Genomic DNA, 15509 nt, shown 5'->3' with positions numbered 1-15509 from the left:
AAAAGAATTGATGCATATCAAAAAAATGAATAAAAGAAATTTATTTTTCTGAAGCTATTTTTAATCCACCATTTTTAAATAATTCATATGCAGATTGATAGTAAGCAATGGTTTCTTTTAATAGAATAGAATCTGTTTTTGTCTTTGTGAGTTTATTCTTTTCTTTATTCCAATAATAAGTAGTATGTTGTTTTTGCGTGTCTAAAATTAGTAATTTATTAGGTTTTAAAAGTCCAACTTTTCTGTGATTTCCAACAAAAGCACGTTCTTCTTCAAGAGACATTTTAGAAATATCTTTTCCAAAAAGTTTGTTTTCATAACTCCAATTTAAATAACCAAATAGTGTTGGGAAGATATCTATTTGAGAAGATAATTTATCAATTTGTCTTGGTTTTTCATTTTTTAAATTAAAAATATAAGCTGGAATATGATGATTTTCAACGTTGATTTCTGTTCTTCCTGCACTGTAGCAACAATGATCAGCCATAACAACAAAGACAGTGTTTTTAAACCAAGGTTTTGTTTTTGCTTTTTCAAAGAATTCCTTAAATGTTTTGTCTGTATATTTTATTGCGTTTTCTCTTGTGTTCTCATCCGAATTAATAACCCCTTTCGGGAAAGTATATGGTTGGTGGTTAGAACTGGTCATTACAAAATTAAAAAAAGGTTGTTTGGTTTTGTGTTGTTGGTCTGCATATTTTAAAAGCTTGTTATACAAATCTCCATCACAAGCAGCCCATGCATTCTCGAAAGTAACTTCATTATCTTCTATTCTTGTTCTTTTTGTTGGAAGTTTAGTGTTTATACGATGCGATTTTTTTCTGTCAATAATATCGAATCCATTATAACTAAAATAATTTGTCATATTGTCAAAATGTCCATCTCCACCATACATAAAAGTTCGAGTATACCCTTTTTGTTTAAATATTTCGCCTATGGTAAATAAGTTGTGGTTGCTTTTTCTTTTTACAATACTTCTTCCAGGTGTTGGAGGAATTGCTAAAGTTATTGCTTCCATACCTCTTATAGTTCGTGTTCCAGTTGCAAATAAATTGGTGAAAAATATAGATTTATTTGCTAAAGAATCAATTGCAATCGCCCAGTTTTCATTATTACTAAAACTAGGCATAAAACGTGCGTTTAAACTTTCTAAACCTATAAAAATTACATTAGGTTTTTGTTCTTTACCATTGTTTCTTGTAAATCTAATAATGTCTTTAGAGTCTGATAAAAGACTATCATTTTCTGCGGTAATTTTATTTCTTAAAATGGTGTAATTTTCTGAAGAATCAATGGTTTGATAAAAATCTTTAAAGTTTAGTTCATTACTTTTATAAGCTGCAAAAAAAGAGTACAAACCCGATTTTGCCAACTCATTTTCATTTACATTATCAAAAACTTCAGCTTGCGTATTTTTAATGTTAAAATGAAATAAAATAAGAATAGTTATTATAATTGAAGATGGGATTAATTTGGCTTTAAAAGAGTCTGAATTTTGAAAAGTATTATTGTATGCATTCTTATGTTTTGCATATCGAATGGATAAAAACAAGATTAAAAAAATAACACCAATTAATAAAGGAATAGGAAAAGTCTGGTGGATATTTTCAACAACTTCATAGGTGTATAATAAATAGTCAACCGCAATAAAATTAAACCTACGTTGATATTCTTGCCAAAAAGGGATTTCTGCTAAAAAAGAAAAAATGATTACAAAAAGAAATAAACCATAAGCAAAATTGGTGATGATTTTGTCTAATTTACTCCCGTGTAATTTTGCAGGAATAATTAGTAAATAAACAACGTAAAGTGCTAAAAAATAAGTTAACGAGCCAATATCATAAAAGAATCCGATTGCAAAAATTTTGATAAAATTGAGTATTGAAAAATCAATTAATTTTATCGAAAAAAAGTACAAACATACACGAATCAATATTGCAAAAAACAAGAAAGTTATTGCAAAAGTTTTTAATAAACTATGTCGTTTTGGGAATAACATTTCTACTTTTTAATGCGCTTCCAACCAATTTTCACCAATTCCCATTTCTACATCTAAAGGGACCGTCATTTTAAAGGCATTTTCCATTTCGTGTTGAATGATAGGTTTTATCGTTTCTAATTCATCTTTATGTGCATCAAAAACCAATTCATCGTGCACTTGTAATAACATTTTAGATGTAAAATTCTCTTGCTCAAATCGGTTATGAATGTTAATCATTGCTAGCTTAATAATATCTGCAGCAGAACCTTGAATTGGTGCATTTACAGCATTTCTCTCTGCTCCAGATCTTACCATTGCATTTCTAGAGTTGATGTCTTTTAAATACCTACGTCTTTTTAAAATGGTTTCTACATATCCGTGTTCGCGAGCAAAATCTACTTGCGATGACATATATGCTTTTAACTTTGGATAGGTTTCATAATAGGTGTCAATCAATTCTTTGGCTTCACCTCTAGATAAGTCAGTTTGGTTGCTCAATCCAAAAGCAGAAACTCCGTAGATAATTCCGAAATTAACCGTTTTTGCATTGCTACGTTGTTCGCGAGTAACATCATTTATATCAACATTAAATACTTTTGCAGCGGTAGAAGCGTGAATATCTTCGCCATTTTTAAAAGCATTTATCATCGTTTCTTCTTCACTTAGTGCAGCAATTATTCGCAATTCAATTTGGCTATAATCCGCAGCTAATAATACATGATTTTCATCTCTTGGAATAAATGCTTTACGCACTTCACGACCACGTTCTGTTCTAATAGGAATGTTTTGTAAATTAGGATTGTTAGAACTCAATCTTCCTGTTGCAGCAACTGCTTGGGCATAAACTGTATGAATTCTTCCTGTTTTCGGATTGATTTCATTCGGTAAAGCATCAACATAAGTGCTTTGTAATTTTTTATACTGACGATATTCTAAAATATCTCTAATAATTTGATGGTCTTTGGCTAAGTAAGATAAAATCTCTTCACCTGTTTTGTATTGTCCAGTTTTGGTCTTTTTTGGTTTGTCAACCAACTTTAAATTTTCGAATAAAACAATTCCTAATTGTTTGGGTGATGCAATATTAAACTCTTCACCTGCTTGTTCGTGAATTCCTTTTTCTAATCCGTTGATGTCATCTGTTAAGGCAACAGACAATTCTTTTAAGAAATCAGTATTTACATTAATACCCTCAATTTCCATAGCTGTTAAAACAGAAACCAAAGGCAACTCAACATCATTAAATAATTTAGTTACGTTACCGCTTTCTAATTCTCCTGTAAAATGTTGTTTTAGTTGTAGGGTGATGTCTGCATCTTCTACTGCATATTCAGTTTGGTCAGCAACTGGAACAACTCTCATTGATAACTGATTTTTTCCTTTTTTACCAATCAATTCTGTAATTGAAACAGGTTGATAGTTTAAATAAGTTTCAGACAGCACATCCATATTATGCCTCATATCTGGATTGATCAAATAATGCGCAATCATTGTATCAAACAATTTACCTTTTACGGGCATATTGTAATTAGATAAGACTTTAATATCGTATTTTAAATTATGACCAATTTTTTCAATATCAGATTCAAAAAAAGGTCTGAATTCTTCTAAAATAGTTTTGGTTTCTTCTTGATTTTCAGGAAAAGAAACATAATATCCTTTACCAACTTCGTATGAAAATGCAATTCCGATTAATTCTACTTCTAACGCTTTTAAACCAGTAGTTTCTGTATCAAAACAAACAGAAGTTTGTTGCATTAACTTTTTCAATAATAATTTTCTCGATAATGGAGAATCTATATGTTGATAAAAGTGGTTGGTGTTTTCAATGGTTTTAAATCCTGATGCAGTTTCTTCTTCAGATACATTTCCTGTTCCTGGAGCTGCAAATAAATCGAATTGACCATCAGTGTTAGATGTTGGTTTTTTTGGAGATTGCTTCGTTTCACTCGCAACGACATCTGAGTTTTGAGTTGTAGTTTCAGTAGCAAACGTTTTTAAGAAATTAGTTAGTAGATTTCTAAACTCTAAATCGTTAAAAATTTCGGTTACCTTTTCTTTATCAGGTTGGTCTAAAGTAAAATCTGTTGCATCAAAAGTTACAGGAACATCTAGCATTATAGTAGCTAGTTTTTTAGATAGCAAACCTAATTCTCCGTTAACTTCTACTTTTTCTTTCATTTTCCCTTTCAATTGATCTGTGTTGGCTAACAGGCCTTCCATAGAACCAAATTGAGCTAAGAATTTCTTCGCAGTTTTTTCTCCAACTCCAGGTAAACCAGGAATATTATCTGCAGAATCTCCCATCATTCCTAAAAAATCGATGACTTGTTCTGGGGTTTCAACTCCAAATTTTTCTTGCACTTCAGGAACTCCCCAAATATCGTAACCACCTCCAAAACGAGGCTTGTACATAAAAATATTTTCTGAAACCAATTGTGCAAAATCCTTATCAGGCGTTACCATAAAAGTTTTGTAGCCTTCTTTTTCTGCTTGTTTAGAAAGTGTTCCAATTACATCATCTGCTTCAAAACCTTCTTTAACCATTATTGGAATGTGCATTGCTTTTAAAATCTCATAAATGTAAGGTACTGCAACTTTAATGGCTTCTGGAGTTTCATCTCTGTTAGCCTTATAGGCTTCAAACATTTCTACTCTATCAACACTTCCACCTTTGTCAAAACAAACCGCTAAATGATCTGGTCTTTCACGTTTAATTACGTCTAAAAGGGAATTCATAAACCCCATAATTGCAGAGGTGTCTAAACCTTTAGAATTGATTCTTGGGTTTTTAATAAAAGCGTAATATCCTCTGAAAATTAATGCGTAAGCATCAACTAAAAAAAGCCTTTTTTGATCTGACATTTTACTGTTTTGGTTGTTAAAAATGATAATAAAAGTTGAATCTAAATCAAGATTCTTGATAGTTTTGAAAGGTACAAAACTTTAACAAGACGTTAAAATTCATTCGCTATTTAAAGAAGTATCTTTGTTAACATTTTAAAAATATTCTATGCCACGTTGGGTTTTTCCTTTAATCATTTTAACTGTTGTTGTTGTTCTTGTAGAATTTTATACGTTTCAAGCCTTTAAATCAGTTTCGAAAAGTAAAATTATTCGTTTTTCCTTTCTGTTAGTGAGTTTAGCAGTTTATATTAATTTTTTTATTACCGTTTTTACATATGATAGAAGTAATGGGCAAACGCCACAATTTCAAATGGCAATGGGGCTATTGCTTACGGTATCTATTCCAAAGTTAGTAGTAATAATTGTGTTGTTTGGTGAAGATGTTTACAGGTGGATTGTAAAGCTAATTTCAGCAATTTCATCCAATGAAACACAACCATTAGCAGGAAGAAGAAAGTTTATTTCGCAGTTGGCTTTGGGGTTGGCTGCAATTCCGTTTGCTTCGTTTATTTATGGAATCATTCAAGGAAAATACAATTACAAAGTATTAAAATATCAGTTGAGTTTTAAAGATTTACCTGATGCTTTTGATGGTTATACGATTACACAGATTTCAGATATTCATTCAGGAAGTTTTACCAATAAAGAAAAAATTCAATATGGAGTAGATTTAATCAATCAACAAAAATCGAATTTGATGTTATTTACGGGAGATATTGTAAATAATAAAGCAGATGAAATGGACAATTGGATTGATGTTTTTGCTCAATTAGAAGCCAAAGAAGGTAAATATGCCATACTTGGAAATCACGATTATGGTGATTATATGAAATGGGAAAAACCAGAAGATAAAGTCAATAATTTTAAAGCGGTTAAAGACATTCATAAAAAAATCGGATTCGATTTGCTGTTAGACGAACACAGATATATTGAAAAAGATGGACAAAGAATTGCACTTCTAGGAGTAGAAAACTGGGGAAAAGGATTTAATCAGGCTGGAGATTTAGAAAAAGCTTCATCAGGGGTTCAAAAGGAAGATTTTAAAATTTTGATGACACACGATCCAAGTCATTGGGAATATAAAGTAAAAGAAAACGATTTTAATTACCATTTAACCTTAAGTGGTCATACTCACGGATTGCAAATGGGCATTGAAATTCCTGGTTTTTTTAAATGGAGTCCATCAAAATATGTTTATAAACAATGGGCAGGCTTATACGAAGAATTTGGTAGGTATATAAACGTAAATAGAGGGTTCGGTTACCATGCCTTTCCCGGACGAGTTGGGATATGGCCAGAAATAACAGTTATAGAACTTAAAAAAGCCTGATTATCAGGCTTTTTAAATACTTTTATTTATCTTTGTTTATTAACTAACATTAATATTTATACGTTTTTCCCCCTTAAAAACTTTATATTATGGCAAAATTTGGTGAATTAATTGGTGTAGAAAAGCCCGTTTTAATTGATTTTTATACAGAATATAACGATGATGAAAATCCGTTAGATACCTTAAGAGATGTTGCTGCTGCATTGGGTGAAAGTGCTAAGGTAATTAAAATTGATATTAATAAAAACGAAACTCTTGCTGATGCCTTAAGAGTTAAGGGGAATCCAACTTTTATGATTTATAAAAATGGAGAAATGAAATGGCGTCAAACTGGTCATCAAGACGCTAATACTTTAATTGGTTTGGTGCAACAATATCTTTAAATTTGACCTTTCTCTGCTCATTTTTTGTCATACTTCAAAAAAAACTTAAACAAACTGATGAATCAGCGCTAAACTTGTGCGTTAATGTTTTACTTTATTTTTGAGAATTTATATCCTTTTTCTGAAAATTTTTTTAAAATGATAGGGAGTGTATAACGCATTCTTTCTGCTGCTTTTATGCTATCGTGAAAAACAACAATACTTCCATTTTTTGTGTTTTTTAAAACGTTTTGTAAACATTTTTCATTAGAAATAGAGGTGTCAAAATCAGCAGATAAAACATCCCACATAATAATTTGATAACCTTTTTCTATAAGTATTTTAGCTTGTTTGTTTTTTATTTTTCCGTAAGGAGGTCTGAATAACTTGTAGTGTTGCGTCTTGAGTTTTTTTGTTTTACTTGAAATGATATTTTCACATTCTAAAACATTTTTTACATAAGAGTCAAGATTACTTTTCCAACCTTTTAAATGGTTTTGAGTATGATTTCCTATAGAATGACCTTCTAATAGAATTTGATTAAAAATATCTTGGTGGTTTTGTATGTTTTTACCAATGCAAAAAAAAGTAGCTTTTGCATTGTATTTTTTTAGCTCATCTAATACAAATTGAGTGATTTCTGGTGTTGGACCATCATCAAAAGTTAAGAAAATTTGTTTTTTTGCTGAATGAAAATGCCACGTGTATTTTGAGAAAAGTCTCATCATAACACGTGGCGTTCTGGGGAAATAAGCTTTCATTAACGATTTACTTTACTTCTTCTTCGGGTAAAAGATTACTAAAAAGTTTAACTGTACTTATAAATTCTTTTTGTAGTGTATCTAAATATTCTTTATCGGTTTCATTTTGTTCTGCTTGAGAGATAATATTTCTATACATATACAAATTGGTGTCAATCTCATCAAAAATTAGATTTGTATAGCTTTCTGAAAAAGTACTTAACCAAACTAGTCTTTCTTTAAACAAATCAATTAAAGTCTTAGAGGTTTCTCTAGCTCTCTCTAAGTTTTTTAATTTATAATAAGCTTCTGGATATCCTAATGATAGACTGTAATGGTCAAAATCTTCAATAGGCATTTTATCTAATGATAAATCTAAAACATCTATCGCTTTAATGGTATCTCCTTTTTTAGCAAAAGTTTCTGATAAACGCATTAAACTATTCCTTTTAGAAATAGCATTTCTTTTGGTTTGTTCATCTAAATAAATCTTTCCGTCGTTAATATTTCTCCAATTCCACTTCTTAACATTCGTATACATTTTTTCAGGATCAATTCTTCCCATGTCAAATAAACTCTTTTTACCCATTGGAGTTTTTATAGGGACTAGTTTGTAAGATAAACCATCTAATTGTAAATAATCTTTTAACCAAATGTACTCTTCATCAGCGTTAGCACCACCTGTAAAATAAATAGGTCTTTCCCAATCGTTATTGGCTAAAATATCTAACATTAAAATACGATTTTTAAATAATGCTCTATCATCTATAGTAATATCAATATAAGGAACTATTTTATCAGCATCTTTTCGAGCTACAATTCCGTTAGCTAAAACTTTTTCTTTATTAACAGGAATTCTAATTCTATTAGTTGGGTAGTATTTTTCTTTGGTACCGCTTTCGGTTTCTACATAAGTAACTTCACTGTCGGATGCAATCCAACGCATAAAATTCTTAATAGTTATTATAGAGTCTTTGAAGCGTGGATGTTCTACAGAATACGCTACGTCTAATGTTCCGTATTTATATTGATCGTGTTTTAGTTGAGATGGAATTGGTGGTGCATTATAAGTAGCACGTTTCATTTGATCTATATACCAATCTGTTGCAAAAAGCGAAGTATTTACTAATTTAATATCCGTCCTTATTCCTTCTACTTCTTGCATATACCAAAGGGGAAAAGTATCGTTATCTCCAATAGTAAACATAATAGCATTTGGGTCACAAGATTCTAAATATGCTTGTGCATTTAAATGTGTAGTGTATCTGTTGGAACGATCGTGGTCATCCCAGTTTTCGAAAGCCATTAAAGATGGTACTGCCACAAAAGAGATAAATGTAACTGCAACTGCCATTGATTTTTTAGGGCCGAATTTTTTTAAATATTCATACAAAGCTAAAACACCGAAACCAACCCAAATTGCAAAAATATAGAAACTACCTACTACTGCGTAATCTCTTTCTCTTGGTTCAAAAGGTTTTGGATTTGTGTAAAATATAATAGCTGCTCCGGTAAATAAGAAGAATAATAGTAAGGTAAAGAAGTTTTCTTTGTCCCACTTTATTTGGAAAAGCAAACCAATAATTCCTAAAATTAACGGTAAAAAATAGTATTTGTTTCTTCCTTTATTGTTTAAAACCTGACTAGGTAATTGTTTCTGAGAGCCTAATCTAGCTTCATCAATTATAGGTATTCCGCTAATCCAATTTCCATTAAAAATATCTAATTTTCCTTGAATATCATTCTGACGTCCAACAAAATTCCACATAAAATAGCGACCATACATGTATCCGAATTGGTAGCTAAACATAAATTTTAAGTTCTCGCCAAATGTGGGTCTACGTTTACTATTAGCAGGTATTCCAGCTATTTGTTTGTATTCTTTTTGTGAAGCAGGATTTACCATTCTAGGTATAAACCCCTTGTGTTTATCAGACCAATTTGGTACAACATCTTTGTAATTGTTTACAATTTCATATCTACCATTTCTTTTCTCGTATTTAGGTTTGTCGTCTTTGTAAGGTTTATTTTTATCTTGCTCCCTAGAGTATGAGTTTGAGTAATAAGTATCGTAAAAAACATTGGCATCACCATATTGTTCACGCTCATAATACGCTAATAATTCGCGTGCACTCGATGGGTCGTTCTCATTAATAGTGGTGTTTGCATTGGCTCTTATAGGTAACATCATCCAAGATGAAAAACCAATCATAATAAACAATACAGAAAGAATTATTGTGTTGGCGTTTACTTTGTTTTTTTTACGTGTATAATTCAATCCAAAGTAAAATAAGACAACTAAAATAATTCCTGCAATGATAGAACCCGAGTTATAAGGCATGCCAATAGAATTGATAAAAAATAACTCAGATGCACTAAAGAATTTTAAAGTAAATGGAAATAAGAATTTAAAAACTGCTGCTAAAACTAAAACAGAAATTACGGTTGCTATTGCAGTAGTTTTTAAGTTGATGTCTTTATAAGTCTTAAAGAAATACAACATTACAATTGCTGGTATTACTAAAAGAGATAAAATATGGACTCCAAAAGATAAACCTACAACAAAACTGATTAAAATTAACCATTTGTTACCTCTTGGTGTATGTATTTCGCTTTCCCACTTTAAACCCAGCCAAAATAATAATGCCATTAAAAATGATGACATAGCATAAACTTCTCCTTCTACTGCGCTAAACCAAAAGCTATCAGAGAAAGTGTAGGTTAAAGCACCTATTAAACTACTACCTAAAATAGCAACATAGCTTCCTTCTGAGATTTCTCCCACTTTTAAAACCATTTTTTTTGCCAAATTAGTGATGGTCCAAAACATAAATAAAATGGTAAATGCACTAGCCAAAGCAGACATAAAGTTTACCATTTTAGCAATTTCAGCAACATCTGAAGTAAACATTGCAAAAAATGCACCTAACATTTGAAAAAGCGGTGCTCCAGGTGGGTGCCCAACTTCTAATTTTACTGAGGTAGAAATATATTCTCCACAATCCCAAGCACTCACTGTAGGTTCTAAGGTTAAAGAGTATGTAATTAAAGCAATTACAAATACTAACCATCCTAAGATGATGTTCCATTTTTTAAAGTTTGCTGATGTCATAGTTGCAAAATAATCTGTGGGCGAATTTACTAATAAATATGAATAAAAGTAATTGAGTTTTATTTTTATAAACGACAAATTCTTCACAAAAGTTTGTTAAAGTCAAAAATTGTATAAAAATGTTTGTAAAATTAAAAGTTTGCATTAAATTTGCACCCGCATAAAAGCATTGGCCTATGGTGTAATTGGTAACACACCGGTTTTTGGTACCGACATTCAAGGTTCGAGTCCTTGTAGGCCAACAAAAGTCCTAATAAATTTTTTATTTATTAGGACTTTATTATTTATATCCACTTTTTTAATAAATTAGTGACTTAAGTCCAATAGTTGTATTGCAATTACAGAAAATCTGCTTAATTTTGTAGATATATATATATTATGTTTAATCCCCCCCAAAAAACGAAATTATTTTTCGGAATAATTCGTTTTAAAGAATTTACTTTTTTACTGTTTACTATATTTTTTGTTATTGTATGTACTCAAACTTACGCTCAAAGTATCAAAACTGGTGTTACTTTTCAGTGGAACGATATTCAAACTGCAGGTAATCAACCCGCAACAATAAAAAGTATTACGGTAAATGGAAGTGTGTATGACGATTTTAGAGTACCTTCTAATTATATTTTAACTCAATTAGGTTCATCCGGTAATGGTGCAAATAATATTAGAAAAAATTCTGTAGAACTTGAGTCTACAAGTACAAGCGGTACTTGGAATGCATCTGCATTAACTGCCTTTCAAGATAGAAATCTAACTCATTATTTTGAAGCCAATGGAAATGGAGATGATATTTGTAATGATGTAAATCCAGATTTATCTAATACTCAAATACAAACTCTGGTATTTACCAATACTATAACCAGCGCAGGTTCAATTTTAGCAGTAACAGAAAGAAATGCAAATAACTGTATTTATATAAGAATATACGGTATACCAAATGGTGGTGGACCAGAGCAGCTTTTGGGTACAACATATGTAATTCAAGATAGTACAAGATGGGGGTTTGGAGGTACAGGAAGCAGTGGTAATTTAGGAACCACAAACGCACTTGCTGCTCCAAGTGGAGGTTCTGATTATTGGTTGGCAGATAGAGTTGTGGAAAGTAATGCGAATACGTTAGGTATTGCACTTTTTGATATGGAAAATATTGTTCCTATTGGTACTGAAATTACCAAAATTCAATTTATTGGAGCAACAAACGATCATGCAGATGGTAAAGTTTTTGTGTTAAATAAAAACTCCGATGGCGATGGTACAGACAATGATGATGATTTAGACGATGATAACGATGGTATTTTAGATACAGACGAGCAAACTTGTTCCGATACTACAGCATCAGCAGCAAATGCAGCTTTTAATAAAAATGGAGTTAGTAATAGCAATGATATACTTAATTCTAATTTAAATGTAGGTGCTGAGTTTAACGCCGTTAACGATGAACTAATTATAGATTTAGGAGAGTATATTCCGGCAGGAACTACTCTTAAATTCGATTATTTTGCAAGTAATACAGCTTCTAAAACAATTACAATAGAACAAACTACTTTTGATGGTTTAACCAATTCCAATACTTCAACAATAACTAAAACCACAACAGCAGCAGAAGATTTAGATTACGTTTTATCAGCGCCAACAAAATACATTCGTATTTTTATGACTGCACGCTCAGGGGGTAGAATAGAAGTTTCGTATTTAGAAATTCAACCTTTCCAAAAATGTGTCGATAAAGATACAGATGGAGATTTATTACCAGACCATTTAGATACAGATGCAGATGGTGATGGTTGTCCAGATGCTTTAGAAGGAAACGGTGGTTTTGTTGCAAGTCAACTAGATGCAACAGGTGCAATAGATATTTCTATAACAGGTACAGATTCTAATGGAGTACCTAATATAGCAAATGGCGGACAATCTGATGTAAGCTCTACAAATGCAAATGTAACAAGTAGTTTATGTGATTATGATGGTGATGGAATTCCAGAAAATGTAGACATAGACGATGATAATGATGGTATTTTAGACACTACAGAAAGTGGAGGTTATAATCCAGATGGCGATGAAGATGGAGATGGAACTGTAAACTATTTAGATAACTCAGACAATACTCCTGGTAATGGTAATCAAGGACAAACAGAGTACACAGATTCTAATTCAGATGGTATTCCAGATGTTTATGATTTTGATGGAGATGGTGTACCAAATCATAGAGATATAGACACCGATAACGATGGTATTCCAGACAATATAGAAGCACAAACCACAAGTGGATATTTACCACCTTCTGGAAATGACGTAGATCAAGATGGTTTAGATGATACTTACGACATCACTCCAAATGGTAACAGTAATGGTGCAGGCTCAATAGGGCTTACACCTGTAAACACAGACAATACAGACAATCCAGATTATTTAGATTTAGATTCTGATAACGATGGTATTAACGATATTACAGAGAATGGAGATGCAGATAATGTGGCTTTAGGTTCAGACACAGACGGTGATGGTTTAGACGATGCTTTCGATAGCGTAAATGATTCTGGTATTGTTGGGGCAACCGTAAATGATGGAATCAATCCACCAAGTGGATTAAATTTAGGAGATGCAGATAGTGATTTAGCAACCGGTGGAGATGTAGATTATAGAGATATTCCTGGAATAGATACAGATGGCGATGGAGTTGCAGATGCAGATGATTTAGATGATGATAATGATGGTATTCTTGATACTATAGAATGTAATGCTTCTATAGATAGTAGCGAGAAATTAGGTGGTTTTTTAGCAACTACAGGTACAACTTTTACCAGAAAATCAGGAGTCGTTAACAATCTTACTTTTTCATCATCTCCAGTTGGGCAAAATGGAATATATACTTATACACATGTTAGAGAAACTCAAGTAGAAGCCACTAATATAAGAACCACATTTTTTAGAAATGGTCAAGGATCTGGAGGAACAGGAGTTACAAGTTTAGGAATTGTTGATATAGATGCAGATATGGTTTCTGAAACAACAGTAAGTGGAAAAAATGTAATTTCTAATTCAGTAGATTTTAGAGATTTTGACGCTGATATATTTACTTTTACTTTACAAACGTGGTCCACTTCTGGTCAGTATACTTCACCATCAAGTATAAATCTAGTAGTTACTTCAGGTACCGGAACTTTATCTGCAGTTACAGATTTAGGAAGTGGTGTTTTTCAATATACGGTAACTGGTGCAACTAACAATAATACTAATCTTACATTGTCTTCAGTTTCTGGGGCACTTATAAAAAGAATTGTTTTTACAGCAACAGATATACCAAATTATTCAGGAGATAGAATACAATTTGAGTTTATTAATAATATTGGTTCTTGTAGTGATACAGATGGTGACGGTATTTTAGACTCTTTAGATTTAGATTCTGATAATGATGGTATTCCAGATGTTATAGAATCTGGTGGTGCAGATGCAGATAGAGACGGAAGAGCTGATGGAAATGTTGGAACTTCTGGTAATACACAAGGTGTACCAAGTTCTACAGCAGGTGGCGCAGGTACAGGAAACACACCAACAACAACAGCAGATGGAGATGCAATTCCAGATTATTTAGATATAGATGCAGATAATGATGGTATTCCAGACAATATAGAAGGGCAATCTACAAGTGGTTATGTAGCACCAAGTGGTGTTGCAACTACAATTACAGATGCCAATATGAATGGTGTAGACGATAATTATGAAAACGGTGCATTAATAGGTTTAGACCCAACAAATACAGATGGAGATGCAGATCCAGATTATATAGATCCAGATTCTGATAATGATTTAGTTTTAGACATTAACGAAAATGGAGATGGAGATGCATACAATGCTACAGATACAGATGGTGATGGTTTGGTAGATGCTTTTGATGACAATGATGATTCATCAATTACGGGTTTTACGGTTAACGATAATCATAACCCACCAAATGGAATTAATTTAGGTGATGCAGATAATGATGCAACAACAAGTGGAGATGTAGATTATAGAGATGTACCTGGAGATTCAGATAATGATGGAATTACAGATGCAGATGATTTAGATGATGACAATGATGGTATTTTAGATACTGTAGAGTCTGGGGGTAATGATCCAGGTGGTGATGAAGATGGGGATGGAACTCTAAATTATATAGATACTTCGGATGATGGAAATGGAGGAGACAGTTCGACAACAGATTATACAGATGCTGATGCTAACGGAATTCCAGATGTTTATGACAATGATGGAGATGGCGTTCCTAATCATTTAGACTTGGATTCTGATAACGATGGAATTCCTGATGTAATAGAATCTGAAGGTATGGATCTAGATAGAGATGGTAGAGCAGATGGTGCAGTAGGTACTTCTGGTAATACTGAAGGTGTACCTAGTACAGCAGGTACAGGTAACTCACCAACAGCAACTGCAGATGGAGATGCAATACCAGATTATTTAGACATAGATGCAGATAATGATGGTATTCCAGATAATGTAGAAGGACAAAGAACAAGTGGTTATGTTGCTCCAAGTGGTGTCGCTTCAGATATTACTGACTCAAACAATAACGGTTTAGACGATAACTACGAAACTGGTGGAAACATTGGTTTATACCCAACAAACACAGATGGTACTGACAATCCAGATTATATAGATACAGATTCTGATAACGATGGCCTAAATGATATTGCAGAAAACGGAGATACAGACAATACCTTGGCAGGCACAGATACAGATGGAGATGGTTTAGATGATAATTTTGATGATAATAATGATTCTGGAATCACAGGAGCTACTGTAAATGACAACCATAATCCACCAAATCCAAGTAATTTAGGAGATGCAGATAATGACTTTGTCTCAGGAGGTGATGTAGATTATAGAGACATTCCTGGGTTAGATTCTGATAATGATGGTATTCCAGATTCAACAGATTTAGATGATGATAATGATGGAATTTTAGACACAGAAGAAAATAAATGTAATTTTACAGATGAAATAGATACTAATCCAGCATTATATTCTCAAGGTTTAGCAACTTCTTCAGATTTTACTACTTTAAACGGACAAAATT

At 32.1% G+C, this 15509-nt stretch carries 7 protein-coding genes and 1 tRNA gene; 4 read left to right on the top strand and 4 right to left on the bottom strand.

The features are described from left to right. Positions 1 to 40: 40 nt before the first annotated feature. The gene (locus DIS07_RS03565) at positions 41 to 1999 is read right to left on the bottom strand and encodes an LTA synthase family protein (RefSeq protein WP_109403865.1); all 1959 of its coding nucleotides are present in this window, start codon (positions 1997 to 1999) and stop codon (positions 41 to 43) included. Positions 2000 to 2008: 9 nt separating this feature from the next. Then, positions 2009 to 4846 (bottom strand): DNA polymerase I, encoded by a 2838-nt coding sequence (gene polA / locus DIS07_RS03560; protein ID WP_109403864.1) that lies wholly within the window; start codon positions 4844 to 4846, stop codon positions 2009 to 2011. A gap of 148 nt (positions 4847 to 4994) precedes the next feature. On the opposite strand from polA, the gene DIS07_RS03555 reads away from it, so the two are divergent. Continuing rightward, complete coding sequence (locus DIS07_RS03555; RefSeq protein WP_109403863.1) at positions 4995 to 6218, top strand: metallophosphoesterase; 1224 nt, start codon at positions 4995 to 4997, stop codon at positions 6216 to 6218. An 89-nt stretch (positions 6219 to 6307) separates the two neighbouring features. After that, positions 6308 to 6601 carry a thioredoxin family protein gene (locus DIS07_RS03550; RefSeq protein WP_109403862.1) on the top strand — a complete coding sequence of 98 codons (294 nt, stop codon included), beginning with the start codon at positions 6308 to 6310 and terminating at the stop codon, positions 6599 to 6601. 89 nt (positions 6602 to 6690) lie between these two features. Here DIS07_RS03550 and DIS07_RS03545 read toward each other — a convergent pair whose 3' ends face one another. Then, positions 6691 to 7341 (bottom strand): polysaccharide deacetylase family protein, encoded by a 651-nt coding sequence (locus tag DIS07_RS03545; protein WP_181374526.1) that lies wholly within the window; start codon positions 7339 to 7341, stop codon positions 6691 to 6693. A gap of 7 nt (positions 7342 to 7348) precedes the next feature. After that, on the bottom strand, positions 7349 to 10432 hold the full coding sequence (locus DIS07_RS03540) for a glycosyltransferase family 117 protein (RefSeq protein WP_109403861.1): 3084 nt from the start codon (positions 10430 to 10432) through the stop codon (positions 7349 to 7351). A gap of 170 nt (positions 10433 to 10602) precedes the next feature. On the opposite strand from DIS07_RS03540, the gene DIS07_RS03535 reads away from it, so the two are divergent. Beyond that, positions 10603 to 10674 (top strand) — tRNA-Gln (locus tag DIS07_RS03535). A gap of 136 nt (positions 10675 to 10810) precedes the next feature. Next, on the top strand, positions 10811 to 15509 hold a 4699-nt coding region (locus DIS07_RS03530; protein ID WP_219930515.1), incomplete at its 3' end, for a beta strand repeat-containing protein.

This window comes from Polaribacter aquimarinus (assembly GCF_003129485.1).
GTDB classification, from domain to species: Bacteria; Bacteroidota; Bacteroidia; order Flavobacteriales; family Flavobacteriaceae; genus Polaribacter; species Polaribacter aquimarinus.
Note: the sequence above shows the minus strand (reverse complement) of the source record. Positions and strands in the feature narration are given on the sequence as shown.

Coding starts and splice junctions, on each gene's coding strand:
- DIS07_RS03565 (WP_109403865.1), bottom strand. CDS start 1,999: ATGTTATTCCCAAAACGACATAGTTTATTAAAAACTTTTGCAATAACT.
- polA (WP_109403864.1), bottom strand. CDS start 4,846: ATGTCAGATCAAAAAAGGCTTTTTTTAGTTGATGCTTACGCATTAATT.
- DIS07_RS03555 (WP_109403863.1), top strand. CDS start 4,995: ATGCCACGTTGGGTTTTTCCTTTAATCATTTTAACTGTTGTTGTTGTT.
- DIS07_RS03550 (WP_109403862.1), top strand. CDS start 6,308: ATGGCAAAATTTGGTGAATTAATTGGTGTAGAAAAGCCCGTTTTAATT.
- DIS07_RS03545 (WP_181374526.1), bottom strand. CDS start 7,341: ATGAAAGCTTATTTCCCCAGAACGCCACGTGTTATGATGAGACTTTTC.
- DIS07_RS03540 (WP_109403861.1), bottom strand. CDS start 10,432: ATGACATCAGCAAACTTTAAAAAATGGAACATCATCTTAGGATGGTTA.